This is a genomic window from Pseudomonas sp. SK3(2021) (assembly GCF_016772375.1).
GTDB lineage: Bacteria > Pseudomonadota > Gammaproteobacteria > Pseudomonadales > Pseudomonadaceae > Aquipseudomonas > Aquipseudomonas chlororaphis_I.
Map to the genome: position 1 here is coordinate 4344159 of NZ_CP061943.1, position 24954 is coordinate 4369112.

The window sequence follows — 24954 nt, forward strand, 5'->3', positions numbered from 1 at the left end:
GCTGCCTAGGCAGCGAAAGTATGTCGAGATGTTACTGCCTAGGCAGCCAATATCCAAACAATAATTAGCATGCTTATTATCAAGCTAATTAATGGGAAAGCCTTGACGTCGAAAATCGGAGGGAGAAATACCGCCTGGAGGGGGGGCGAAAGCCAGCCCCTGCCAAAGGGACTGGCTTACCGACGGCTATCAGAAGTCGCGTTTGTAGAAGATGTCCAGCGAGCTGGCGACGCCGCTGGCCGCTTCCAGGTAGACCTTTTTGCTCAGTTTGTAGCGCAGGGCGATGGTGTTGGCCGGTTCGAAGACCCCTACCCCGTACCGCAGGCTGAGGCGCTCGGAGATATTGCCGCTGGCCACCACGCTGGTGGTGTTGCCGCTGCCCTGGGTGTCGAGCTGGAAGTCTTCGATCCCCAGGTTCTTGGCCAGCCCGCCGGTGATGTTCGAGCTGCCCATCAGGCCAAGGCCCAGGGCGGCTTGCGCCAGCATGTTGTTGTCCTCGCCGGTGGTGCTCAAGGGACGCCCGAGCACCAGGTAGGACAGCGCCTGCTCCTGGCTCATCGCCGGCTCCGAGAAGATCTGCGTGGCCGGCTGTTCGGCGCTGCCACTGAGGCGGATACCGGCGATCACGTCATCGGTCTGGCGGATCGCCTCGATGTCCAGGTAGGGCTGGTCGATCGGCCCGGCGAACAGCAGGCGCGCCCGGCGCACGGTCAGGCGCTGGCCATAGGCACGGTAGCGACCGTCGTTGAGCCACAGTTCGCCACGGGTGTCCATGTTGTCGCCGATGTGCACGTGGCCTTGCAGGTTGGCGGTCAGGCCGAAACCGGTGAAGCTGAGCTTGTCCTCGCCGACCACCACGTCGATGTCCATCGCCATGGCCATCGGTGCTTTGCCCTCCTCGGTCTGGTGGCCGACGATCACCGTATCGTCCGACACCTTGACCGTCGACGGCGGCAATTCGCGAATGGTGATTTCGCCCTTGGGCACCTGGACCTTGCCGGCGATCGCCAGCCTGTCGTCCTTCATCGAGATCTTCAGGTCCGGCGCCACGTCCAGCACCGCATAGGGCTCGACGGTGACCGGCAGCTGCGAACCCTTGAGGTTCAAGTCCACCACCAGCGCCTGGCCCCAGGCGATATTGCCGTTCAGGCTGCCCTGCCCGGCCTTGCCGCTCTTCCAGCCACCGCTCAACTGCAGGTTTTCACCGGCGATCAGCGCCTGCAATTGCAGGTCCTGGAGGCTGATGGGCAATTCCGGACCAGAAACTTCGCCGCCGCTGAGCGCCAGGCTGCCGTTGACCTGCGGCGCCAGCAGGCCACCGGAGATGCGCCCGCTGCCATTGAGGCTGCCGGCGAGCTTCTCGACCATCGGCACGAACGGTCGCGCCACCGCCAGGTCCAGGCCGCTGAGGCGAAACTCGCCGGACAGCGGCTTGTTTTTCGGCAACGGATTGATCTGCGCCTGCAGCATCAGCTCACCGAGCCTGCCGCCGCTAAACGCCAGCTGCGTGTCGATGCGCTTGGGGTTGAGGGTGGTGTCGAGTTTCAGCGTCTGGTACGGGAAGTCCAGCCACTGCTGCTTTTCCTTGACCCGCAAGGTGCCGCCGCTGGCGTCCAGCAGGATCCGCCCCTGCGGGCCGCCGGCCGGTACGTCCAGCTGGATATCGGCATTGAGCCGGCCCTTCCAGGCAAAATCCTTGGGCAACCACTGCGCGAGGCTGTCGATCGGGAACTGCTTGAGGTGGTAGCGCAACTTGGGTTCGGGCATCAGCCGCTGATCCTCGCCACACAGGCTGGCATCGCCGCTGGCCCAGCAATGGGTGCCGAAGTTGAGCTTGCCGTCGGCCAGGTATTCGAGCTTCGCCGGGGCTTGCAGCCTCCAGTCCTGGCCACCGGTCTGGATATCGCCGCTGGCCAGGCGTCCGCGCCAGTTGCCCTGCTCCAGCCTGCCGTCCAGGCCCAGCGCCAGCTTGAGCTGCGGACCTTGCAGGTCCAGTTGCAACTTCTGGTTCTTGATATCGCCCTGGCCGCTGGCCGTCAGTGTACCCAGCGAGGTTTCGCCGACCTGGATGCCGGTCCCCTTGAGGTCGATCCGCGCCCGTTGCGCGCTGTCCAGGTTGGCATCGAGCTTGAGGCTCTGCAGGCGATTGTCGGTGAATACCAACTGCTGGCCTTGCAGGTCGAGCTTGCCCTGCGGCGCCTTCAGGGTGCCGGCGACGTCGAGGCGTCCGTTGAGTTGGCCACGCAGCTCAGGCCACAGCTGGCCGAGGCGTGGCAACTTGATATCGAGCTGCCCGGCCAGGCGTTGTTGCAAGCGGCCGGAACCGTTGATGCGGTTGTCGCCCAGGCGGATGTCCAGGGCGCTCAGGTTCCACTGCTCGCCAGCGCCATCGGCCTTGGCCTGCAGCACCGCGGGCTGGCCGCGCAACTTGCCCTTGAGGTCGAGGTCGGCGTTGAGCTTGAGTTGCTCGTTCTTCATTTCGCCCTGGCTGCGCAGCGGTCCAGCTAACGTACCCGGCAGCTCGGCGACCCAGTACGCCGGGTCGATCGCCGACAGGTCCAGGGCGGTATCCCAGGCGATGCCGTCGGCGAATTGCAGGTTCAGGTGGCCTTCGGCCTTGCCCTGGCCGGCAACGAGCTTGAACTGGGGCAGGAAGATTTTTGTCAGGTCGCCGCTGAACGGGCTGCTGAGGCTGAACGCCCCCGCCGGACCATCGAGGTCGCCCTTGAAGTTGCCCAGGTAGTTGCCGTCGCGGTAGGCGACTTCAGCATTGAAACGGCGCATCGCCACCGCGGGCTCTTCGATCAGCGGGTACAGGCGATGCCAGGGGAAATCCAGCCAGTCGAGCTTGGCTTCGGCGTTCAGGCCCTGGCTCCAGTCCAGCTGGCCGGTCAGCTTGAGGTTTTGCTTGTCGTTGGCGGTCAGGTCCAGCGCGGCGATCTGCGCGCCCTTGGCGTCGACCTTGCCTTGCAGCACCAGTGCCACCGGCCCCTGCTCGGCCGGCAAGGTAGCCTTGCCCAGCAGTTGGTAGCCCGCCTTGAGGTCACCTTTGCCGGTCAGTTCCAGCTGGTTGAGCATCAGGGTGTCGGGCAGACCGGCGCTGGCCTTGAAGCCATCGGCGGTGATCCGCACCTCGGCCGGCAGGTTCTGCGCCAGCGGTTGCAGCTCGCCGCTCAACCTGCCTTGCAGATAACCGCTGCTGTCGGCCGCAAGCTTGAGGGTCTTCAACAGGTCGCCATCGACCTTCAGCGCCAGCGCCCAGGGTTCGCCGCCGGGCGCCGGCAGGGTCAAGGTCCCGGCCGCGCTCAATGGCCAGTCGCCGCTGGGCGACAACAAACCCGAAAGATTGAGGCTGAGGTCGTCGCGTTGCAGGCTCACCGAGTCGATCTGCAAGCCCTTTGCCGTCCACTGCGCCGCCAGTTGCAGGCCCTTGAGTTCCTCGGCGCCGTTGAACTGCAGGCTGCCGACCCGCACCTGGCCCAGTTCGATAGCCAGGGGCAGCTGCAAATCCGGCAGGCTGATCGGGCCGCTGCTTTGTTCTTCCGCACCCGGCGGGAATTGCAGGCTGACCTGCTCCACGTCCAGTTGTTCGATGCACAGGGTCATGCGCATCAGGCACGCCGGCGACCAGGCGAATTTCGGCGCCAGGAGTTCGACCCGGCTGCTGTCCTGTTGCCACAACAGGTGATCGGCGCTCCACTGCCCGCCCAGGCGGCCGGCGAAGTTCTCCACCGTCAGGCCCGGCACCAGGACCAGGGCCCAGCGACTGCCGGCCTGGGTGCCGAGCATCGAAGCCAGCGCCAGTACCAGCACCGCCACCAACACCAGCAGCGCCAGCGCTGCGATCTTCAAACCACGCTTCACAGCTCTGGCCCCATGGAAAAGTGCAAGCGAATGCCGCCGTCATCGTCCAGCGCATGGGCCAGGTCGAGGCGGATCGGCCCCACCGGGGACACCCAGCGCACACCGACGCCGACCCCGGTCTTGAGGTTCGGCAATTCAAGTTTGTCGAAGGAGTTGCCCTGGTCGACAAAGGTCGCCAGGCGCCATTTTTCCGCGATGGAGTACTGGTATTCGACACTGCCGGCCACCATGTAGCGCCCGCCGATCCGGTCGCCGTCGGAATTCTCCGGCGACAGGCTCTGGTAATCGTAACCACGCACGCTCTGGTCGCCACCGGCGAAAAAGCGCAGCGACGGCGGGACCTTCTTGTAACCGTTGGTGGCGCTGCCACCGAACTGCACCCGGCCGAGAAACCGGTGGTTGTCCCACACCGTGGTCAGGCCCTTGAGCAACACGGTGCCATATAACAGGTTGGTGTCCGAACCCAGCCCTTCCTTGGCCACCTTGCTGTCGAATTGCAGGCGATAGCCGTTGTGCGGGTCGATGCGGTGATCGCTGCGCAGGTAGGAGTAACTGACACCGGGCATCAACAGGGTGCTCAGGCCCGAGTCGTCGCCAAGGCGGTATTCCTCGCGCTGCCATTTCAGCGAGATGACCCGCTGCCAGCCGCTGGGCAACTTGCTGTGCCACTCGGGGCCAAGGGTGAGCAGCTTACTCAGGGTGTCGGTATTGGAGATTTCTTCGTTCTGGTAGCCGCCGGCAAAACGCAGCTTGTCGGTCAGCGGCGGGTCCAGCGGTATGTCGTAGAACAGGCCGACGTTCTGCCGCGGCGCGGAGACCTCCGCCTCCCAGCCATAACTGTGGCCTTGGGCGTTGACCCAGTGCCGGGTCCAGTTGGCCTTGGCCCGCGGCCCGACGTCGGTGGAAAAACCCAGGCCCAGGCCCATGGTGCGCGGCTTGCGGGTTTCCAGCCGGACCGCCACCGGAATCACCTCGGCGGCGGCCGCGGTCGGCGCCGCATCGACCCGCACACCTTCGAAGTAGCCACTCGATTGCAGCGCCTGGTTGAGTTCGGCGATCAGTTCGGAATCATAGGGCGTGCCGGCCTTGAACGGCACCATGCGTTGCAGCAGGTCTTCGTCGAACGGCGTATCGCCGGCAAAACTGACCTTGCCCAGGGCGTAGCGCGGACCGCTTTCGTACACCAGCTCGATATCCGCCACCCCGGCCTGGGGGTCCACGGCCAGCTTCTGCCGGGTGAAACGCCCGCTGAAAAAGCCGTAGCGCGACGCCTGGTTCTGGATCAGCCGCTTGGCGTCTTCGTAATGACCGTGATTGAGGACCGCGCCACTTTTCAGCTGATCGCTCCTGGGCACCCGAAAGCCCTTGAGGGAGGCCGCCGGGCCGTCGACCCGGATGGTGACATTGCGCAGGTGTACCGGCTCGCCAGGATCGATATTCAACACCAAACGCGGCTTTTCGCCGCCTTTGACTTCGCTGCTGATCTGCGGCTGGTAATAGCCCAGGGCCTGGGCGGCCTTGCGGGCCTGCTCCTCGGCGCCACGGCTGAAACGCTGCAGCGCCTCCTCGTCACGATCGCCAACCCCACCAATGTAGCCCTCCACATTGGCCTTGAGTTCATCGTTGGAGGGTTTGACCCTGACGTCCAATTCGCTTTGCGCCAGTGCCGCACAGCTGGTGAACAGCAGCAACAAGCCGCTGGTGAATCTTCCTGAAAACTTCATAGGCGCGAATGCTATCACGAGCTGGGAGCCCGATAGAGCGCACAAATGTGAGGAAAGTTCTGTTCAGCCGGTTGCGTTCTGCAGAACCTGTGGGTTGGCGTGAAAGAAAACGTGCTCACGGACCGGACCCACGGCGATCTCGCCAATCTCTTCGTAGCCCTGGCGCTCATAAAACGCCAGGTAACGCGGGTTGCCGGTGTCCAGCACCACACCCTGGGAATGCTCGTCCACCGCGCACCAGTTGTGCACCGCCTGCAACAACTGCTCACCGAAATGCTTGCCCTGGAACTGCGGGTGGACGCCCAGCAATGGCAGGACGTGCACCGAATCGGTGGGCAGGCAACCCAACACTGCCGCGTGATAGTCCAGGTAACGCCGGGTGCAACGGAAACCGGTACTGAGCACCATGCGCAAGCGCCAGGCCCAGCTCTCGGTAATGCCCAGGCGACGCTGGGGTGGCGCGATCAGGGCGATGCCGATCAGCCGGTCGTTGACCAGCAGGCCGATGGCCGGCAAGTCCTGAATGAAGTGCTGCTTGACCAGCTCGCGCACCGTGGCTCGCACTCGCTGCTCGTAACCCGGGCGTTCGGACTCGAACAGATAGGCGAAGGTCGGCTCGTGGCGATAAGCCTGGTACAGCAGGGAACGGGCTTCGCGCGCGTAGCCGCTGTCGAGCATATGAATGTCGGCGATGGCAGTCGAGGTTTCGGGCATGGCGATGGGTCTCCCCCCTGGGGCCGGCTTGAAGTGGTCGCGCTGAATGGCGGCAAACATGTGCCAGTTCTTGGTGCGCTTCATAGCTACGAGCCTTCCAGGCCCGCGATCGTTCCACTATGCGCTGCCCATGGACCTTAGCAGCGCAGCCGCCACGCCGCCACGCTGGCCGCCGCGCGACTTGTCGGCTAGCATCGCAGTTTTGCCAGGACTGCCGACCATGAAGATCGTCTCGTTCAACATCAATGGGCTGCGCGCCCGCCCCCATCAGTTGGCGGCGCTGATCGAAAAGCATCAACCGGACATCATCGGCCTGCAGGAAACCAAGGTGTCGGACGACCAGTTCCCCCTGGCCGAAGTCCAGGCGCTGGGCTATCACGTGCATTACCACGGGCAGAAAGGCCACTACGGCGTCGCCCTGCTCTCGCGCCAGGCGCCGCTGGACCTGTACAAAGGCTTCGATGGCGACGATGAAGATGCCCAGCGGCGTTTTATCTGGGGCACCTTCGCCGATGTCGACGGCACTCCGGTGATCATCATGAACGGCTACTTCCCCCAGGGCGAAAGCCGCGACCACCCCACCAAGTTCCCGGCCAAGCAGCGTTTCTACAGCGACCTGCAGCACCTGCTGGAAACCCGTTTCAGCAACGAGCAACCGCTGGTGGTCATGGGCGACGTGAACATTTCACCGGAAGACTGCGACATCGGCATCGGCCCGGACAACATGAAGCGCTGGCTGAAAACCGGCAAGTGCAGCTTCCTGCCGGAAGAACGCGAGTGGATGGCCCGCTTGAAGAACTGGGGCCTGGTGGACAGTTTCCGCCACCTCAACCCCGAGGTGGCCGATCGCTTCAGCTGGTTCGACTACCGCAGCCGCGGTTTCGAGGACGAGCCCAAGCGCGGCCTGCGCATCGACCTGATCATGGCCTCCCGCGGCCTGCTGCCACGGATCAAGGATGCCGGGGTCGACTACGACCTGCGCGGCATGGAGAAACCTTCCGACCACGCACCGATCTGGCTCGAACTGAGCTGATCGCCAGGCACAAAAAAGCCCATCCTGAGATGGGCTTTTTTATTGCCTCAGCGTCTCAACACAACTCGACCCGGGGGCTGGTGCCGGCCTGCATGATGGCCTCGATGGCGGACTCACGGGTCGGCTCCGAGTCATACAAGTGGCTGACCAGGATCACCTCCTTGCCGGCCTTGAGATTGAAGTAGGATTTGCCACCAGGGGCGATCTTCTTTTCGTAACTCCCCGGGGACGTGCAGTGCTTGCGGAACAGCGCAATGGCTGCCTCGACACTCTCACGACAAGGGTAACGGTCGCTTTGAAGCATGGTCTGCGTGTCCTTGGACTTCAGCAAGAACCTGAAACCTCCGCTGCCATATTGCTTCAGCTCGAACCAGCCACTCATTTCATACTCCTTTGACACAAGCAAATTACAGCCAGGGCTGCATCGACACCTGGTGACGACGGGAGTCGGCGTGCACCAACTCCCCTCCAGACAAAGTTTTCAACTCTACTGAGCCAGCCGTGCCGGGTCTTTAAGAGCATTCTGAAAATCCAGGGGAGGCTCCGATTACCCCCGCAAACCGTCACATCCCCGTCACCTCCCTGACTTAATCTCGCCGCACTCGCTCCCGCCATAGAAGGCCATTGCCGCATGTCACGCGTTTGTACTGTCAGTGAACGGGACCTCTGGTGCCGCACCCTCTGCCTGCTGCTGGTCGGATTCGTCTGCTACGCCCTGCCCTGGTCGGTGTTCGCCGCCCAGCCCCTGGCCGGCGACAACCAGCCGGTACTGCGCATCCAGGGTTCCAACACCATCGGTGCCGCGCTGGGCCCGGCCCTGGTCAAGGGCCTGATGCAAGAACAAGGGTTGCTCGACATACGGATCGAAGCGTCGGGCACAGACAATGAGCGTCGGGTGACCGGCCAGAATGCCCAGGGCCGGCGCGTTGTCGTCGAGATCGCCGCCCATGGTTCCAGTACCGGCTTTGCCGCGTTGAAGAACGCCAGCGCCGACCTCGCCGCCGCGTCACGACCGATCAAGGACAGCGAACGGGTGGGACTGGAAGCCCTCGGCGACATGAAGGCCCCCGAGGCCGAACAAGTGATCGCCATCGACGGCCTGGCGATCATCCTCCACCCGCAAAACCCACTCGCACGGCTGGACACCGAGCAACTGGCGCGGGTCTTCAGCGGCGAGGTGAAAACCTGGGAAGAATTGGGCGGAGTCGGCGGCGCCATTCACCTGTACGCCCGCGATGACCGATCCGGCACCTACGACACCTTCAAGGAACTGGTGCTGGCCCGTCGCGGCAAGAACCTCAGCGCTATGGCGCAACGCTTCGAGTCCAGCGAACAGCTCTCCGACGCGGTTAGCCACGATCCCCAGGGCATCGGTTTTATCGGCCTGCCTTATGTGCGCCAGGCCAAGGCCGTGGCGCTCGTCGACGGCGGTTCGCAACCGATGCTGCCCCTCGATAGCCTGATCGCCACCGAGGACTACCCATTGTCACGGCGCCTGTACTTCTACCTGCCAGCCGATGAGCAAAACCCTTGGGCCCACGCCCTGGTGCGTTTCGCCCAGAGCGCCAGGGGCCAGGCCATAGTCGCGGCCAACGGTTTTATCGCGCAGACGGTGCTGGCCATGAACGTCGCCCCTGCCCCGCAGATGCCCGAGGGGTACCAGGCCATCGCCCGGCAGGCGCAGCGCCTGACCGTGAACTTTCGTTTCGAAGAAGGCAGCGCCACCCTCGACAACAAGGCGCGCCAGGATCTGGCGCGGGTCCTGGACTTTCTCAAGCGCCACGACAAGCTGGCCAAGCGCGTGACCCTGGTGGGCTTCGGCGACGCCAAGAACGATCCGGCGCGCGCGGCGCTGCTGTCCAAGCTAAGGGCCATGACCGTGCGCCGGGAACTGGTGAGAAACGGTGTGGTGCTGCGGGGCATTCGCGGCTTCGGTGCGCAGATGCCGGTCGCGGCCAATACCGCGGACGAGGGACGGATCAAGAATCGGCGGGTGGAAGTCTGGGTGTATTGAAGGGGAAGTTCGCGGTGTAACCGGGGACGTTATCGCGGGCAAGCCTCGCGCCTACGGAAGATTCTGCAGGAACGAGGCTTGCCCGCGATCGCTTTTAATGCCCGCTGCGCAGCATTTCCCTGGGTACGTACTTGCCGATTTCGAACTTGCCGATGGCCGCGCGGTGCACTTCGTCCGGGCCGTCGGCCAGGCGCAGGGTGCGTTGCATGGCGTACATGTAGGCCAGCGGGAAATCGTTGGAGACCCCGGCCCCGCCATGCATCTGGATGGCCCGGTCGATCACCTTCAAGGCCACGTTCGGCGCCACCACCTTGATCTGGGCGATTTCGCTTTTCGCCACCTTGTTGCCGACGGTGTCCATCATGTACGCCGCCTTCAGGGTCAGCAGGCGCGCCATGTCGATCTCCATCCGCGAATCGGCGATCTTGTCGACATTGCCGCCCAGGCGCGCCAGCGGCTTGCCGAAGGCGGTGCGGCTCACCGCACGCTTGCACATCAGTTCCAGCGCGCGCTCGGCCATGCCGATCGAACGCATGCAGTGGTGAATCCGGCCCGGGCCAAGGCGGCCCTGGGCGATCTCGAAGCCACGACCCTCGCCCAGCAGCACGTTCTCGTACGGCACCCGCACGTTGTCGAACAGCACTTCGGCATGGCCGTGAGGGGCGTCGTCGTAACCGAACACCGGCAGCGGCCGGACAATCTTCACCCCGGGGGTGTCGACCGGCACCAGGATCATCGAGTGCTGCTGGTGGCGCGGCGCGTCCGGGTTGCTCAGGCCCATGAAGATCAGGATCTTGCAGCGCGGGTCGCAGGCCCCCGAGGTCCACCACTTCTTGCCGTTGATCACCCATTCGTCGCCGTCTCGCACGGCGCGGGCGGCCATGTTGGTGGCGTCGGACGACGCCACGTCCGGCTCGGTCATGGCGAAGGCGGAGCGGATCTCGCCGCGCAGCAGCGGCTCCAGCCAGCGTTGCTTCTGCTCTTCATTGGCGTAGCGCACCAGCACTTCCATGTTGCCGGTGTCCGGTGCCGAGCAGTTGAAGGGTTCCGGCCCCAGCAGGGAGCGGCCCATGATTTCCGCCAACGGTGCATATTCGAGATTGGTCAGGCCGGCGCCAAGTTCCGACTCGGGCAAGAACAGATTCCACAACCCCTCGGCCTTGGCCTTGAGTTTGAGTTCTTCCATGATCGCCGTCGGCTGCCAGCGATCGCCTTCGGCGACCTGGCGCTCGAACACGGCTTCAGCCGGATAGACATAAGTGTCCATGAACGCGGTCACGCGCTCACGCAGTTCCTGAACCTTGGGTGAATAGGCGAAATCCATGGGCAGCTACCTTCTTGGCAAGGTGGTTGAGGGCATGGGACCGATGCTAGAACAGCTTACGAAAATTTACCTAGCCTATTCTCGGCGTGTATTAACATTCATCACCGATATATGATTGACTGATCGGGCAGGCCATCAGTCCATCCCTCCCGACCCTAACAATAAGAGTGCAGCGCAATGAATCTGAGCAAGGTCGACCTCAACCTTTTCATCGTCTTCGACGCGATCTACACCGAAGCCAACCTGACCCGCGCCGGGCAGATCGTCGGCATCACTCAGCCCGCTGTCTCCAACGCCCTGGCTCGCCTGCGCGAAACCTTCAACGACCCGCTGTTCGTGCGAACCGCCCAGGGCATGGTGCCCACGCCCATGGCGCAGAACATCATCGGCCCGGTGCGCAACGCCCTTTCGCTGCTGCGGGTGTCGGTGCAGGAAAGCCGCATCTTCAACCCCTTGCAGGCGGTCAAGACCTACCGCATCAGCATGACCGACCTGACCGAGGCGGTGATCCTGCCGCCGCTGTTCCAGCGCCTGCGGCGCCTGGCCCCCACGGTGATCATCGAGAGCTTCCTGTCCAAGCGCCGGGAAACCACCAAGGAACTGGCCGCCGGCCGCCTGGACTTCGCCGTCGATGCCCCGCTCAACACCGACCCGCAGGTCCGCCACGTCAAGCTGATGGAAGACCGCTACGTCTGTGCCATGCGCAAGAGCCACCCGCTGGCGAACAAGGAAAAACTCAGCCTCGACGACTACCTGTCGCTGACCCATATCCATATCTCCAGCCGCCGCAGCGGCCTGGGTTATGTCGACCTGGCCCTGGGCAAGATGGGCATCCAGCGCAAGATCGCCCTGCGCTCCCAGCATTACCTGATGGCCTCGCAAGTGCTGCAACAGACCGACATGGTCATGACCGTGCCCGAGCGCTTCGCCCGACGCCATGACCTGCAGGCGTTCAACCTGCCGGTCAACGACGTGCCGCCACTGGAAACCCACCTCTACTGGCACGAAAGCACCGACCAGGACCCGGCCAACCGCTGGATGCGCGAGCAGATGATCGAGCTGTGCCAGCAGGTGACGGCCCATGAGAAAAAACTCGAAAAGTGACCGCTAGGCGCGAGGCTTGCCCATGATAAGAACGCTGCGTGACGCCTGAACCACTGCGTTCCCGCCCTCCTCGGCAAGCCTCAATCCATGGATGGATCTGCATCCTGCTTGACGTATACGTCAACCTCGAATTAGCTTAACGCCAAGACCTTTTTCGAGTGCCCCCATGAGCAGCCAGACCTACAGCATTTCCGACCTCGCCCGCGAGCTCGACATCACCACCCGGGCCATCCGTTTTTATGAAGAACAAGGCCTGCTCGCCCCCGAACGCCGTGGCCAGGAACGCATCTACTCGCCACGGGACAAGGTCAGCCTGAAGCTGATCCTGCGCGGCAAGCGCATCGGCTTCTCCCTGGCCGAGTGCCGCGAGTTGATCGAACTCTACGACCCCAGCAGCGGCAACCTGAAGCAATTGCACAGCATGCTGGCGAAAATCGCCGAGCGCCGCGAACAGCTGGAGCAGCAGCTGCTGGACATCGAACAGATGAAGCTGGAGCTGGACACCGCGGAAGAGCGCTGCACCCAGGCGCTGGAGCAGACCATCCAGAATCAGAAAAGCGCCGTGCAGTAACCGCCCCAGCAGCACAGACAATCTGCCAGACAGACCGTAGCGCCTGGTTTTGCGTCGACTTCGTCGTCGATCGCAGCCTGCGGCAGCGGCTACATTAGTGCCCACTTAATATAGGTAAAGCTCTCATGTCCCTCCCCCCCCATGTGCGCCTGGTCGAAGTCGGTCCTCGCGACGGTTTGCAGAACGAAGCCCAACCCATCAGCGTCGCCGACAAGGTACAACTGGTGGATGCCCTGAGCGCGGCCGGGCTCGGCTATATAGAAGTCGGCAGTTTCGTCTCGCCCAAATGGGTGCCGCAGATGGCCGGGTCCGCCGAGGTGTTCGCGCAGATCCAGCGCAAGCCGGGGGTGACCTACGGCGCCCTCGCCCCGAACCTGCGTGGCTTCGAAGACGCCCTGGCCGCCGGGGTCAAGGAAGTCGCGGTGTTCGCCGCCGCCTCCGAGGCGTTCTCCCAGCGCAACATCAATTGCTCCATCAGCCAGAGCCTGGAGCGCTTCGTGCCGATCATGGAGGCGGCGAAACAGCAGGGCGTTACCGTGCGCGGTTACGTGTCCTGCGTGCTGGGCTGCCCTTACGAAGGCGAGGTGGCGCCGGAACAGGTCGCCGTGGTCGCCCGCGAGCTGTACAGCATGGGCTGCTACGAAGTGTCCCTGGGCGACACCATCGGCACCGGCACCGCCGGCGCTACCCGTCGCATGTTCGAGGTGGTGGCCGCCCACGTTCCGCGGGACAAGCTCGCCGGGCACTTCCACGACACCTATGGCCAGGCCCTGGCCAATATCTACGCCAGCCTGCTGGAAGGCATCGCGGTGTTCGACAGCTCCATCGCCGGGCTCGGCGGCTGCCCCTACGCCAAGGGCGCCAGCGGTAACGTCGCCAGCGAAGACGTGCTGTACCTGCTCAATGGGCTGGGCATCGAAACCGGTATCGACATGGAGCGCCTGATCCTCGCCGGCCAGCAGATCTGCTCCGTGCTGGGGCGGCCCACCGGCTCGCGCGTCGCCAAGGCCCGTTACCCAGGTTGAGGGGGTTGCCTGTTTCAGGGTGTTACCGACTGCTCTGGCGCACGCTCGAAACGGGTAACACGGAAACAGTTTGTCGATTTTCTAGCGGTACAGATGAAATGCCATTTTTATCAAACCATTGATTTTAAAGGATTTTAAAAAGTTGGCATGGCTTCTGCTATATCTCTGGCATAACAAGAATAAAAAGCAGCAAAGCTAATAAAAACAAAACGAAACGACTCTGACATAACAAAAACAACACGGCAGAGACGCAGCTAACAGATTTTTTTGGAGAGGATGTGTTTTCCAGGGTGTCCTTAACAACAAAAGGCATCCGCAACCGGGCAGAGAACAATAAAACTACCCCAAGGTAGCTCCCGAACTGGTTGGTCGTTCAAGCGAGGAAATAGATCAGCGCTCAAAAAAATACGTTTGCTCTTGATCCCGGATGGGGATCGCCAAAAACAGCGGTAAAGGGTAACGGTTGCCAAAAACAACAACAGACCGCCCCTTAATAATAAAAAAAGAGCACGCAACGACAAAATTAAAGGGGAGCTTCGGCTCCCCTTTGTGCTTTCCGGCCTTCCCGTTTCCTTCCCTGGTTCGGCGGCGACCTTGAGGTCGCTATCGCGAGCAAGCTCGCTCCTACAAAGAGCCAGCTTGCTCGCGATGACATCAGGAACGCCCGCGCAACTCCTCGATACTGATCTCGCGCATCCTGAACTTCTGGATCTTGCCGGTCACGGTCATCGGGAACTCCTCGACGAACTTGAAGTAACGCGGCGTCTTGAAGTGGGCAATGCGCTCCTTGCACCAGGCCTGCAACTCCTCCTCGCTGGCGCTGTGGCCGGGGTGGAACTTGATCCAGGCGACAATCTCTTCACCGTACTTCGAGCACGGGATGCCGATCACCTGCACGTCGGCCACCGCCGGATGGGTGAAGAAAAACTCCTCCAGCTCGCGCGGATAAATGTTCTCGCCGCCGCGGATGATCATGTCCTTGTTGCGCCCGGCGATGCACACATAACCCTGCTCGTTCATGGTCGCCAGGTCGCCGGTGTGCATCCAGCCGGCCTGGTCGATGGCTTCGGCCGTGCCCTGGGGGTTGTTCCAGTAGCCCAGCATCACGCTGTAACCGCGGGTGCACAACTCACCGATGGTGCCGTGCGGCACGATATTGCCCGCCTCGTCGATGATCTTGCTTTCCAGCTGCGGCTGGGTGCGACCGACCGTGGTCACGCGCAGCTCGAGGTCGTCCGCCGGGCCGGTCTGCAACGACACCGGGCTGGTTTCGGTCATGCCGTAGGCGATCTGCACTTCGCTCATGTGCATCTCGCCGATCACCCGGCGCATCACCTCGATCGGACAGGTGGCCCCGGCCATGATCCCGGTGCGCAGGCTCGACAGGTCGAACTCGGCCCGCCGTGGCTGGTCGAGCAGGGCGATGAACATGGTCGGCACGCCGTACAGCCCGGTGGCCTGTTCCTCGGCCACGGCGCTCAGGGTCAGCAGCGGATCGAAGGCATCGTTGGGGTAGATCATGGTGGTGCCGTGGGTCACGCAGCCCAGGTTGCCCATGACCATGCCGAAGCAGTGGTACAGCGGCACCGGGATCACCAGGCGGTCCTCGTGGCCCAGGCCCAGGCTCTCGCCGACCATATAGCCGTTGTTGAGGATGTTGTAGTGGCTGAGGGTCGCGCCCTTGGGGAAACCGGTGGTGCCGGAGGTGTACTGGATATTCACCGCCTGGTCGGGGTCCAGGCTGTCCTGGCGTTCGCGCAGCGCTTCGACGCTGACGCCGGCCCCCAGGTCGGCCAGCTGCGACCAGGGCAGAAAGCCCGACGGCGGCTGCGCGTCAAGGCTGATCACACCGCGCAAATCCGGCAGGCGTTCGCTCTGTAGCTGGCCGATGGACTGCTGCGCCAGCTCGGGTGCGAGGCCCTGCAACATGGCGTGGTAGTCGGAGGTCTTGAACGCACCGGCGCACACCAGCCACTGGCAACCGGACTGCTTGAGCACGTATTCCAACTCGGAACTGCGATAGGCCGGGTTGATGTTCACCAGGATCGCGCCGATCTTGGCGCTGGCGAACTGGCTGATGCACCACTGGGCACAGTTGGGGGCCCAGATGCCTAGTCGGTCGCCGGTCTTGAGCCCCAGGGCCAGCAGCGCCCGGGCATGCAAGTCGACGATTTCGGCCAGTTGCTGCCAGCTGTAGCGCAGTTGCTGGTGACGTACCACCAGGGCTTCGCCCCGAGGGTATGACGCCACCGTGCGATCGAACGCCTGGCCGATGGTCAGCGCCAGCAAGGCTTTGTCCTGCGTGCCGCGAGTGTAGCTGCGCCCCGGCGCGGATGCGGGTTGATCCATGATGACCCCTATTGTCTTTATTGTAGGAGCGAGGCTTTCCCGCGATTGGGGCGCCGCGGTGTCGCTATACGACCGCGTTATCCTTCATCGCCAGCAAGCTCGGCGCCGACAGATTCGCGCAAGTTGACGTTTACGTAAAGGGTGATTGACAGTCACTCGCCGCAGGCTTACGTTAACGTAAAGGTGAGAGCCGGATCAGCCGCTCTCCACAGCCCGACTCCCTTACATAAAAACAAGTTTGAAGGTGCCCCCATGAGCTATCCGACCCTGAACTTTGCCCTCGGCGAAACCATCGACATGCTCCGCGACCAGGTGCAGGCCTTCGTCAAGGCCGAGCTGGCGCCACGGGCGGCACAGATCGACGTCGACAACCTGTTCCCCGCCGACATGTGGCGCAAGTTCGGCGACATGGGCCTCTTGGGCATCACCGTGCCGGAAGAATACGGCGGTGCCGGCCTGGGCTACCTGGCCCACGTGGTGGCCATGGAAGAAATCAGCCGCGGCTCGGCCTCGGTCGCCCTCTCCTACGGTGCCCACTCCAACCTCTGCGTCAACCAGATCAACCGCAACGGCAACCACGCACAGAAGAGCCAATACCTGCCCAAGCTGATCAGCGGCGAACACATCGGCGCCCTGGCCATGAGCGAACCCAACGCCGGCTCCGACGTGGTCTCGATGAAGCTGCGCGCCGACAAGCGCGGCGACCACTACGTGCTCAACGGCAGCAAGACCTGGATCACCAACGGTCCCGACGCCAACACCTACGTGATCTACGCCAAGACCGACCTGGAAAAGGGCCCGCACGGCATCACCGCGTTCATCGTCGAGCGCGACTGGAAAGGCTTCAGCCGCAGCAACAAGTTCGACAAGCTGGGCATGCGCGGCTCCAACACTTGCGAGCTGTTCTTCGATGACGTGCAAGTGCCGGAAGAAAACATCCTCGGCATCCTCAATGGCGGCGTGAAGGTACTGATGAGCGGCCTGGACTACGAGCGCGTGGTGCTCTCCGGCGGCCCGACCGGGATCATGCAGGCCTGCATGGACCTGGTGGTGCCCTACATCCACGACCGCAAGCAGTTCGGCCAGAGCATCGGCGAGTTCCAGCTGATCCAGGGCAAGGTCGCCGACATGTACACCCAGCTCAACGCCAGCCGTGCCTACCTGTATGCCGTGGCCCAGGCCTGCGAACGTGGCGAGACCACGCGCAAGGACGCCGCCGGGGTGATCCTCTACAGCGCCGAACGCGCCACCCAGATGGCCCTGGATGCGATCCAGATCCTCGGCGGCAACGGCTACATCAACGAGTTCCCCGCCGGCCGCCTGCTGCGCGACGCCAAGCTGTATGAGATCGGCGCCGGCACCAGCGAGATCCGCCGCATGCTGATCGGTCGCGAACTGTTCAACGAAACCCGCTAACGGAGCTGTCCATGGCTATCCTGCATACCCAGCTCAACCCCCGTTCGGCGGAGTTCGTCGCCAACAGTGAAGCGATGCTCAAACAGGTCGATGCCCTGCACACCCTGCTCGCCCAGGTCCAGCAAGGTGGGGGCGCCAAGGCCCAGGAACGGCACACCTCGCGCGGCAAGCTGCTGCCGCGCGAGCGCATCAACCGCCTGCTCGACCCCGGCTCGCCCTTCCTCGAAGTCAGCCAGCTGGCGGCGTACCAGGTGTATGGCGAAGACGTGCCGGCCGCCGGGGTGATTGCCGGCATCGGCCGGGTGGAAGGCGTCGAATGCATGATCGTGGCCAACGACGCCACGGTGAAAGGCGGCTCCTACTACCCGTTGACCGTGAAAAAACACCTGCGCGCCCAGGCCATCGCCCAGCAGAACCGCCTGCCCTGCATCTACCTGGTGGACTCCGGCGGCGCCAACCTGCCGCGCCAGGACGAGGTGTTCCCCGACCGCGAGCACTTCGGGCGGATCTTCTTCAACCAGGCCAACATGAGCGCCCAGGGCATCCCGCAGATCGCCGTGGTCATGGGCTCCTGCACCGCCGGCGGCGCCTACGTGCCGGCCATGGCCGACGAAGCGATCATGGTCCGCGAACAGGCCACCATCTTCCTCGCCGGCCCGCCGTTGGTGAAGGCCGCCACCGGCGAAGTGGTCAGCGCCGAAGACCTTGGCGGCGCCGATGTGCACTGCAAGATCTCCGGTGTCGCCGACCATTACGCCGACAGCGACGAACACGCCCTGGCCCTGGCCCGGCGCAGCATCGCCAACCTCAACTGGCGCAAGCAGGGCGAGTTGCAGCAACGCGCACCGATCGCCCCGCTGTATGCCAGCGACGAGCTGTACGGGGTAATTCCGGCGGACGCCAAGCAGCCCTTCGATGTGCGCGAAGTCATTGCGCGGCTGGTGGACGGTTCGGTCTTCGATGAGTTCAAGGCGCTGTTCGGCACCACCCTGGTGTGCGGCTTCGCCCACCTGCACGGCTATCCGATCGCCATCCTCGCCAACAACGGCATCCTGTTCGCCGAGGCCGCGCAGAAAGGCGCGCACTTTATCGAACTGGCCTGCCAGCGCGGCATCCCGCTGCTGTTCCTGCAGAACATCACCGGCTTCATGGTCGGGCAGAAATACGAAGCCGGCGGCATCGCCAAGCACGGCGCCAAGCTGGTGACCGCGGTGGCCTGCGCCAAGGTGCCGAAGTTCACGGTGATCATCGGCGGCAGCTTCGGCGCCGGTAACTACGGCATGTGCGGCCGCGCCTACGACCCACGTTTCCTGTGGATGTGGCCCAACGCGCGGATCGGCGTGATGGGCGCCGAGCAGGCCGCCGGGGTGCTGGTGCAGGTCAAGCGCGAGCAGGCCGAACGTGGCGGACAGACTTTCAGCGCCGCCCAGGAAGCCGAGATCAAGCAGCCGATCCTCGATCAGTACGAGCACCAGGGCCATCCGTATTACTCCAGCGCCCGGCTGTGGGACGACGGCGTCATCGACCCGGCGCAGACCCGCGACGTCCTGGCGCTGGCCTTGTCCGCGTCCCTCAACGCCCCTATCGAACAGAGCCGCTTCGGCGTGTTCCGCATGTAACCCTGCGCGAGACCGACATGAACGACTTCAACACCCTGGAACTGCTGAAGGACCCGCGTGGTTTTGCCACCCTGTGGCTCAGCCGTGAAGCAAAGAACAACGCCTTCAACGCCGAAATGATCCGCGAGCTGATCCTCGCCCTGGATCAGGTGCAAAGCGACCCGGCCCTGCGTTTCTTGCTGGTGCGCGGCCGCGGCAAGCACTTCAGCGCCGGTGCCGACCTGGCCTGGATGCAGCAGTCGGCCGAACTCGATTACCACACCAACCTCGACGACGCCCGCGAGCTGGCCGAGCTGATGTACAACCTGGCCAAGCTGAAGATCCCGACCCTGGCCGTGGTGCAAGGCGCGGCCTTTGGCGGTGCGCTGGGCCTGATCAGTTGCTGCGACATGGCGATCGGCGCCGACGACGCGCAGTTCTGCCTCTCGGAAGTCCGCATCGGCCTGGCCCCGGCGGTGATCAGCCCGTTCGTGGTGCAGGCCATCGGCGAACGCGCGGCACGGCGCTACGCCCTGACCGCCGAGCGCTTCAGCGGCCAGCGCGCCCGGGAAATCGGCCTGCTGTCGGAAAGCTACCCGGTGGCCGAGCTGGAACAGCAGGTGGCATCGTGGATCGACAACCTGCTGCTCAACAGCCCGTGCGCCATGCGCGCCAGCAAGGACCTGCTGCGCGAAGTCGGCAACGGCGCCCTGACCCCGGCCCTGCGTCGCTACTGCGAGAACGCCATTGCCCGCATCCGCGTCAGCCCCGAAGGCCAGGAAGGCCTGCGCGCCTTTCTGCAAAAACGCCCGCCCAGCTGGCAGCCCGCCCCGACCACCAAGGAGTCGCGTTGATGAGCGCCCCTGTCCTGACCACCCTGCTGGTGGCCAATCGCGGCGAGATCGCCTGCCGCGTGATGCGCACCGCCAAGGCCCTGGGCCTGACCACCGTGGCCGTGCACAGCGCCACCGACCGTGACGCCCGCCACAGCCGCGAAGCCGACCTGCGCGTCGACCTGGGCGGCAGCAAGGCCGCCGACAGCTACCTGCAGATCGACAAACTGATCGCCGCCGCCAAGGCCAGCGGCGCCCAGGCGATTCACCCCGGCTACGGCTTTCTCTCGGAAAATGCCGGCTTCGCCCGCGCCATCGAAGCCGCCGGCCTGATCTTCCTCGGCCCGCCAGCGTCGGCCATCGATGCCATGGGCAGCAAGTCGGCGGCCAAGGCGCTGATGGAAACCGCCGGCGTGCCCCTGGTCCCCGGTTACCACGGCGAAGCCCAGGACCTGGAAACCTTCCGCGTCGCCGCCGAACGCATCGGCTACCCGGTGCTGCTCAAGGCCACCGCCGGCGGTGGCGGCAAGGGCATGAAAGTGGTGGAGGACGTCAGCCAGCTGGCCGAAGCCCTGGCCTCGGCCCAGCGGGAGGCGCAATCGTCCTTCGGCGACTCGCGGATGCTGGTGGAAAAGTACGTGCTCAAGCCGCGCCACGTGGAGATCCAGGTGTTCGCCGACCAGCACGGCAACTGCCTGTACCTCAACGAGCGCGACTGCTCGATCCAGCGGCGCCACCAGAAAGTCGTCGAAGAAGCCCCGGCCCCCGGCCTGAGCGCCGAGCAGCGCAAGGCCATGGGCGAAGCCGCGGTGCGTGCGGCCCAGGCCATCGGCTATGTCGGCGCCGGCACCGTGGAATTCTTGCTGGATGCCCGCGGCGAATTCTTCTTCATGGAAATGAACACCCGCCTGCAGGTGGAGCACCCGGTCACCGAGGCCATCACCGGGCTGGACCTGGTGGCCTGGCAAATCCGCGTGGCCCAGGGCGAAGCGCTGCCGATCACCCAGGAGCAGGTGCCGCTGATCGGGCATGCGATCGAAGTGCGGTTGTACGCCGAGGACCCGGGCCACGACTTCCTCCCGGCCACCGGGCGCCTGGCGCTGTACCGCGAATCGGCTGCGGGTCCTGGACGGCGAGTGGACAGCGGCGTCGAGGAAGGCGACAGCGTGTCACCGTTCTACGACCCGATGCTCGGCAAGCTGATCGCCTGGGGCGAGAACCGCGAGCAGGCCCGCTTGCGCCTGCTGGGGATGCTCGACGAGTTCGCCATCGGCGGGCTGAAAACCAACCTGGCGTTCCTGCGGCGCATCATCGCCCATCCGGCCTTCACCGCCGCCGAGCTGGATACCGGCTTTATCCCGCGCTACCAGGATCAGTTGCTGCCACCGGCCACCGCCCTGAGCGACGAGTTCTGGCAAGCCGCCGCCCAGGCGTTCGCCCAGAGCCAGCCGGACCAGGTGCGCGTCGACGACCGTCATTCCCCCTGGGCCAAGGCCAGCGGCCTGCGCATCGGCCTGCCGCGGGAAATCGTGCTGCACCTCGACTGCGAAGGGCAGGAGCGGGCGATCAAGCTGGACACCGGCAACGCGGCCATGGCCTTGCGCGGCGAACAGCTGTCGATCGAACACAAGGGGTTGCGCCAGCAACACCGGGCGATTCGCCAGGGCGACAGCCTGTACCTGCAGTGGCAGGGCGAGATGCACCGGGTCACGGCCTATGACCCGATTGCCGCGGTGGAGGCCAGCCACAGTCATCATGGCGGCCTGACCGCCCCCATGAACGGCAGCATCGTGCGGGTCCTGGTGCAGGCCGGGCAGAGTGTCGAAGCCGGCGCGCAACTGGTGGTCCTGGAAGCGATGAAGATGGAACACAGCATCCGCGCACCGCAAGCCGGGGTGGTCAAGGCGCTGTATTGCCAGGAAGGTGAGATGGTCAGTGAGGGAAGTGCCCTGGTGGAGCTGGAATAAGCTCCTGAGGCAGAAGATCGTTCCCGCAGCCTTGCGGGAACGATCGTATTTTTACGTCAGAATTTAGCGGTAGCCTGCACTACCACACCAATAATCCGACACTCATCGCTGTAAAGCGTCTTCGGATACGTCGGATTCAGCGGCACCAGATAACGTTGCCCACCCTCTTCCACCAGCTTGCGGAAAATCGCTTCGGTACTGCCCGGGCATTGCACGATCACCAGCTTGCCGGGAACCGCCTCCACCGCCGGATCCACCAGGATCAGCATGTCCTGGGCGATGCTCAGGCCGCTGGGGGCAATCATCGCGTCGCCCACCACGACCAGCCAGAAAGCCGAGCCCTCGGCCTGGTAGTCGGAGAGCTCGTAACGCTCGCCGGCGTAGCCCGCGCCACCGGCCTCGCGCACCTCGCCAACGCCCCGCCAGTCGCTGACCGGGTAGCGGAAGTACGGGTTGTACTTCTGCACCAGTGACGGCCCTTCCAGCAGCAACTGGCCCTCGTCATCCACCTGTGGTTTTTCGCGGATCACCAGCGCGACTTCGAGAAAACCCAGGCCGATTTCTTCCAGCACCCGGTTCATGTCTTCGATCTTCGGCTGGCGGCGTTTGCTCAGCCAGTGGCCGATGCCGCCTTGGGACATGCCCAGGCGCTCCGCGAGCTTTTCTTGGGTGACCTTGCGGTCCTTCATGTTGGATTTAACCAACTCGATCCATTTGTCCATGGACCGGAACAATACGTTGTGTATTCCGGCCCTCAACACACAAGTTGTAGTATTTTAAACCAAGTCACAAATACATTAAGTATTACCATTCCTCAGCCCCTCTTATTCCACGTCAAAGGATGGAACCCCTCATGAGCACAACCAGCAAAGATGCACCGGAACTGGAAACCGATGTCGGCTTCAACGCCCTCAAGGACAGCGAGGCCGCCCGCCGGGCCATGGACTACTACTTGAAACCGGCTATTGCAGAAGCAGCGATCGACAAGAAGTTCTTCGAGGTCAGACACAGCATCAGCAGCGAGGAAGCGATGATCCACGCTTCCGACCTGCTGCGTTGCGCCGCGGCCAGTGCCTACGAGGCCGCCGACCATCTGCGGGGAACCCGACGGGACCTGGCGTTTTCCGTGGTGCACATGATCGACATGGCCAAGGCGCTGGTGGATCGCTCGCTGGACAGCCAGCACCAGGAATGAGCGGCACGACAGAATTCGCCCACGGCTGATCCGGCCGATGAACAGGGCTGGCAACAGGGACAGGACATTTTTTTCTAAAAGGCGGGGAAAAACATTTGACTTGCAAATGATAATGATTATTATTGCAAGCAACTGGTCGCGAGATCAGTCGATAACCCAAGAGACCTTAGGTCGGACTCCTGGATTATCTCCTCATCAGGCTAATCACGGTTTTTGACCCGGCTTTTTGCCGGGTCTTTTTTTTCTGCCAGTTTTTCTGGCTTGGCTTCAGGCTAATGAAGACTGGGTACCGCTAAATTGGCGGCGATGATAGCAAAAGAATGCCTCATTGCAAGCCGACGCCCGCCGCAACGGCTCGCAAATGCAAAAACAGCGCTTGAGAATCAATCGCATAGCTTCTAAGCTGCTTTCGCGTCAAGGACGACGCCCCCCCTCCCCCGCGGAAATTACCCCCGGTATTTCCCTGCCTTGCTAAAGTAACGGCCATAAAAAATCCTGTTCAGGAATCGACCATGACCGTGGCCCAAAGCTCGTTTCAAATCTCTGCCAACTTCGACAGCGGCAATATCGAAGTACTGGATGCCAGCAACCCTTCCCAAGTCCTGCTGGCTATCAAGCCCGACACTCGCAGCGCGCATTTCCAGTGGTTTCACTTCAAGGCCAGCGGCCTGCATGTCGGCCAGGAACACTGGTTCCGCCTGAGCAACGCCAGCAAATCCTCGTATAACAAGGCCTGGACCGGTTATCAGGCGGTGGCGTCCTACGACCACGTCAACTGGTTCCGCATCCCGACGATTTTTGAAGGCGATACCCTGCGCTTCTGCCTGGAGGCCACCCAGACTCACGCCTGGTTCGCCTATTTCGAACCCTACAGCCGTGGCCGGCATGACTGGTTGATCGAGCAGGCGTTGAGCAAGGCCGGCGCCGAACTGCTGGCCACCGGCAAAAGCGTCGAGGGTCGCGATATCCAGCTGCTGCGCAAAGGCAGCGGCGGCGAAGGCCGGCGCAAGGTCTGGATCATCGCCCAGCAGCACCCTGGCGAGCACATGGCCGAATGGTTCATGGAGGGTGTGATCGAGCGCCTGCAGCACCGTGACGATGCCGAGCTGAACAGGTTGCTGGCCAGCGCCGATCTGTACCTGGTGCCGAACATGAACCCCGACGGCGCCTTCCATGGCCACTTGCGCACCAACGCCATGGGCCAGGACCTGAACCGCGCCTGGCAGAGCGCCAGCCAGGAACTCAGCCCGGAAGTGCTGTTCGTCCAGCAGCAGATGGAGCAGTACGGGGTCGACCTGTTCCTCGACGTGCACGGCGACGAAGAAATCCCCCATGTGTTCACTGCCGGTTGCGAAGGCAACCCGGGCTACACGCCACGCCTGGCCAAGCTCGAGGAGCATTTCCGCAGCCACCTGAAACACCAGACCCGGGACTTCCAGACCACCCACGGCTACACCAGGGACAAGCCCGGCGAAGCCAACATGACCCTGGCCTGCAACAGCGTCGGCGAGAAGTTCGATTGCCTGTCGCTGACCCTGGAAATGCCGTTCAAGGACCACGACGACAACCCCAACCCGCTCACCGGCTGGTCGGGCAAACGTTCGATGCAGTTGGGCAAGGACGTCCTCAGCACCGTGGCCGACATGGTCGGCATCCTGCGCTGATCCGGTTGCGCTGGCCGCGGCTCGAACCGCGGCCAGCGCCTATTGCACCGGCACCCGCCGGCAATCCTCGGGCCCGAGCAAGCGCCCATCCGCCGAGCGCAACTCCAGCGGTCGCAGCGGCAGCCCCTGCTCGCGGTCGACCATCAGCGAATGCGCTTCCCCCGCCTCATAGAAATACGCCTCGCCCCACTGCCGCAGACCAATGATCAGGTTGAACAGGCCGTTGCCCTTCGGCGTCAGCACGTACTCCTGATAGGCACTGCCATCCGACGCCGGCAGCACTTCGAAGATGCCGTGGGCCACCAGGGTCCGCAGGCGGGCGGCGAGGATGTTCTTGGCCATCCCCAGGTTGCGCTGGAACTCGCTGAAGCGGCGGATACCGTCGAAGGCATCACGAATGATCAGCAGCGACCACCAGTCGCCGATAGCGTCCAGCGAACGGGCCACCGGGCATTCGGCGCCCTCCAGGCTTGTACGTTTGACCATGATGCAGGCTCGCGACAGGAAAGTGGTTGCAATATAAAACCCGTCTCTCTACCGTACAACTGGTTTCATAACG

General features: G+C 63.5%; 19 protein-coding genes. 11 read left to right on the forward strand and 8 right to left on the reverse strand.

Features of this window, described 5'->3' with window-relative positions; all coding sequences use genetic code 11:
- Nucleotides 1-189: 189 nt before the first annotated feature.
- The 3 genes from IF690_RS19010 to IF690_RS19020 all read right to left on the reverse strand — a co-directional run bounded on the left by IF690_RS19010 (nucleotide 190) and on the right by IF690_RS19020 (nucleotide 6302).
- Complete coding sequence (locus IF690_RS19010; protein WP_202696918.1) at nucleotides 190-3864, reverse strand: translocation/assembly module TamB domain-containing protein; 3675 nt, start codon at nucleotides 3862-3864, stop codon at nucleotides 190-192.
- The gene (locus IF690_RS19015) at nucleotides 3861-5588 is read right to left on the reverse strand and encodes an autotransporter assembly complex protein TamA (protein WP_202696919.1); all 1728 of its coding nucleotides are present in this window, start codon (nucleotides 5586-5588) and stop codon (nucleotides 3861-3863) included. The genes IF690_RS19010 and IF690_RS19015 overlap by 4 nt, the downstream gene beginning before the upstream one ends.
- A 63-nt stretch (nucleotides 5589-5651) precedes the next feature.
- Entirely contained in the window at nucleotides 5652-6302 is a 651-nt protein-coding gene (locus IF690_RS19020) for a GNAT family N-acetyltransferase (protein ID WP_202701562.1), read from the reverse strand.
- Between the two features lie 220 nt (nucleotides 6303-6522).
- Here IF690_RS19020 and xthA point away from each other — a divergent pair, with 220 nt between their 5' ends.
- A complete protein-coding gene (gene xthA, locus IF690_RS19025) occupies nucleotides 6523-7335 on the forward strand; it encodes an exodeoxyribonuclease III (protein WP_202696920.1) in 813 nt (270 codons plus the stop codon).
- Between the two features lie 55 nt (nucleotides 7336-7390).
- Here xthA and IF690_RS19030 read toward each other — a convergent pair whose 3' ends face one another.
- Nucleotides 7391-7717, reverse strand: coding sequence for a YegP family protein (locus tag IF690_RS19030; RefSeq protein ID WP_202696921.1), 327 nt, complete (start codon nucleotides 7715-7717; stop codon nucleotides 7391-7393).
- Between the two features lie 249 nt (nucleotides 7718-7966).
- On the opposite strand from IF690_RS19030, the gene IF690_RS19035 reads away from it, so the two are divergent.
- A complete protein-coding gene (locus IF690_RS19035; RefSeq protein WP_202696922.1) occupies nucleotides 7967-9349 on the forward strand; it encodes a substrate-binding domain-containing protein in 1383 nt (460 codons plus the stop codon).
- Nucleotides 9350-9443: 94 nt separating this feature from the next.
- On the opposite strand, the gene IF690_RS19040 is transcribed toward IF690_RS19035, so the two are convergent.
- On the reverse strand, nucleotides 9444-10673 hold the full coding sequence (locus IF690_RS19040; RefSeq protein WP_202696923.1) for an acyl-CoA dehydrogenase: 1230 nt from the start codon (nucleotides 10671-10673) through the stop codon (nucleotides 9444-9446).
- A 177-nt stretch (nucleotides 10674-10850) separates the two neighbouring features.
- Here IF690_RS19040 and IF690_RS19045 point away from each other — a divergent pair, with 177 nt between their 5' ends.
- The 3 genes from IF690_RS19045 (at nucleotide 10851) to IF690_RS19055 (ending at nucleotide 13373) form a co-directional block, all read left to right on the forward strand.
- Nucleotides 10851-11777 carry a LysR family transcriptional regulator gene (locus tag IF690_RS19045; RefSeq protein WP_009044615.1) on the forward strand — a complete coding sequence of 309 codons (927 nt, stop codon included), beginning with the start codon at nucleotides 10851-10853 and terminating at the stop codon, nucleotides 11775-11777.
- Between the two features lie 166 nt (nucleotides 11778-11943).
- The gene (locus IF690_RS19050; protein ID WP_007929654.1) at nucleotides 11944-12348 is read left to right on the forward strand and encodes a MerR family transcriptional regulator; all 405 of its coding nucleotides are present in this window, start codon (nucleotides 11944-11946) and stop codon (nucleotides 12346-12348) included.
- A gap of 125 nt (nucleotides 12349-12473) precedes the next feature.
- Nucleotides 12474-13373, forward strand: a complete 900-nt coding sequence (locus IF690_RS19055) for a hydroxymethylglutaryl-CoA lyase (protein ID WP_202696924.1) — start codon at nucleotides 12474-12476, stop codon at nucleotides 13371-13373.
- Between the two features lie 654 nt (nucleotides 13374-14027).
- Here the strand turns inward: IF690_RS19055 and IF690_RS19060 are convergent.
- Nucleotides 14028-15722 (reverse strand): AMP-binding protein, encoded by a 1695-nt coding sequence (locus IF690_RS19060; RefSeq protein ID WP_202696925.1) that lies wholly within the window; start codon nucleotides 15720-15722, stop codon nucleotides 14028-14030.
- Between the two features lie 252 nt (nucleotides 15723-15974).
- Here IF690_RS19060 and IF690_RS19065 point away from each other — a divergent pair, with 252 nt between their 5' ends.
- The 4 genes from IF690_RS19065 to IF690_RS19080 are packed head-to-tail and all read left to right on the forward strand — an operon-like array spanning nucleotide 15975 to nucleotide 21536.
- A complete protein-coding gene (locus IF690_RS19065; RefSeq protein WP_202696926.1) occupies nucleotides 15975-17138 on the forward strand; it encodes an isovaleryl-CoA dehydrogenase in 1164 nt (387 codons plus the stop codon).
- An 11-nt stretch (nucleotides 17139-17149) separates the two neighbouring features.
- Complete coding sequence (locus IF690_RS19070; protein ID WP_202696927.1) at nucleotides 17150-18757, forward strand: carboxyl transferase domain-containing protein; 1608 nt, start codon at nucleotides 17150-17152, stop codon at nucleotides 18755-18757.
- Nucleotides 18758-18774: 17 nt separating this feature from the next.
- The gene (locus tag IF690_RS19075; RefSeq protein ID WP_202696928.1) at nucleotides 18775-19590 is read left to right on the forward strand and encodes a gamma-carboxygeranoyl-CoA hydratase; all 816 of its coding nucleotides are present in this window, start codon (nucleotides 18775-18777) and stop codon (nucleotides 19588-19590) included.
- Complete coding sequence (locus IF690_RS19080; protein ID WP_202696929.1) at nucleotides 19590-21536, forward strand: acetyl/propionyl/methylcrotonyl-CoA carboxylase subunit alpha; 1947 nt, start codon at nucleotides 19590-19592, stop codon at nucleotides 21534-21536. The genes IF690_RS19075 and IF690_RS19080 overlap by 1 nt, the downstream gene beginning before the upstream one ends.
- A 56-nt stretch (nucleotides 21537-21592) precedes the next feature.
- On the opposite strand, the gene IF690_RS19085 is transcribed toward IF690_RS19080, so the two are convergent.
- Nucleotides 21593-22258: a LexA family protein gene (locus tag IF690_RS19085; RefSeq protein WP_202696930.1), complete on the reverse strand. Its 666-nt coding sequence runs from the start codon at nucleotides 22256-22258 to the stop codon at nucleotides 21593-21595.
- 131 nt (nucleotides 22259-22389) lie between these two features.
- Between IF690_RS19085 and IF690_RS19090 the strand changes: the two genes are divergently transcribed.
- Together IF690_RS19090 and IF690_RS19095 are read left to right on the forward strand one after the other, a co-directional pair.
- On the forward strand, nucleotides 22390-22731 hold the full coding sequence (locus IF690_RS19090; RefSeq protein WP_202696931.1) for a DUF6124 family protein: 342 nt from the start codon (nucleotides 22390-22392) through the stop codon (nucleotides 22729-22731).
- Between the two features lie 512 nt (nucleotides 22732-23243).
- Nucleotides 23244-24395, forward strand: a complete 1152-nt coding sequence (locus tag IF690_RS19095; protein ID WP_202696932.1) for a M14 family metallopeptidase — start codon at nucleotides 23244-23246, stop codon at nucleotides 24393-24395.
- Nucleotides 24396-24434: 39 nt separating this feature from the next.
- On the opposite strand, the gene IF690_RS19100 is transcribed toward IF690_RS19095, so the two are convergent.
- On the reverse strand, nucleotides 24435-24881 hold the full coding sequence (locus tag IF690_RS19100) for a winged helix-turn-helix transcriptional regulator (protein ID WP_102676977.1): 447 nt from the start codon (nucleotides 24879-24881) through the stop codon (nucleotides 24435-24437).
- Nucleotides 24882-24954: the final 73 nt, after the last annotated feature.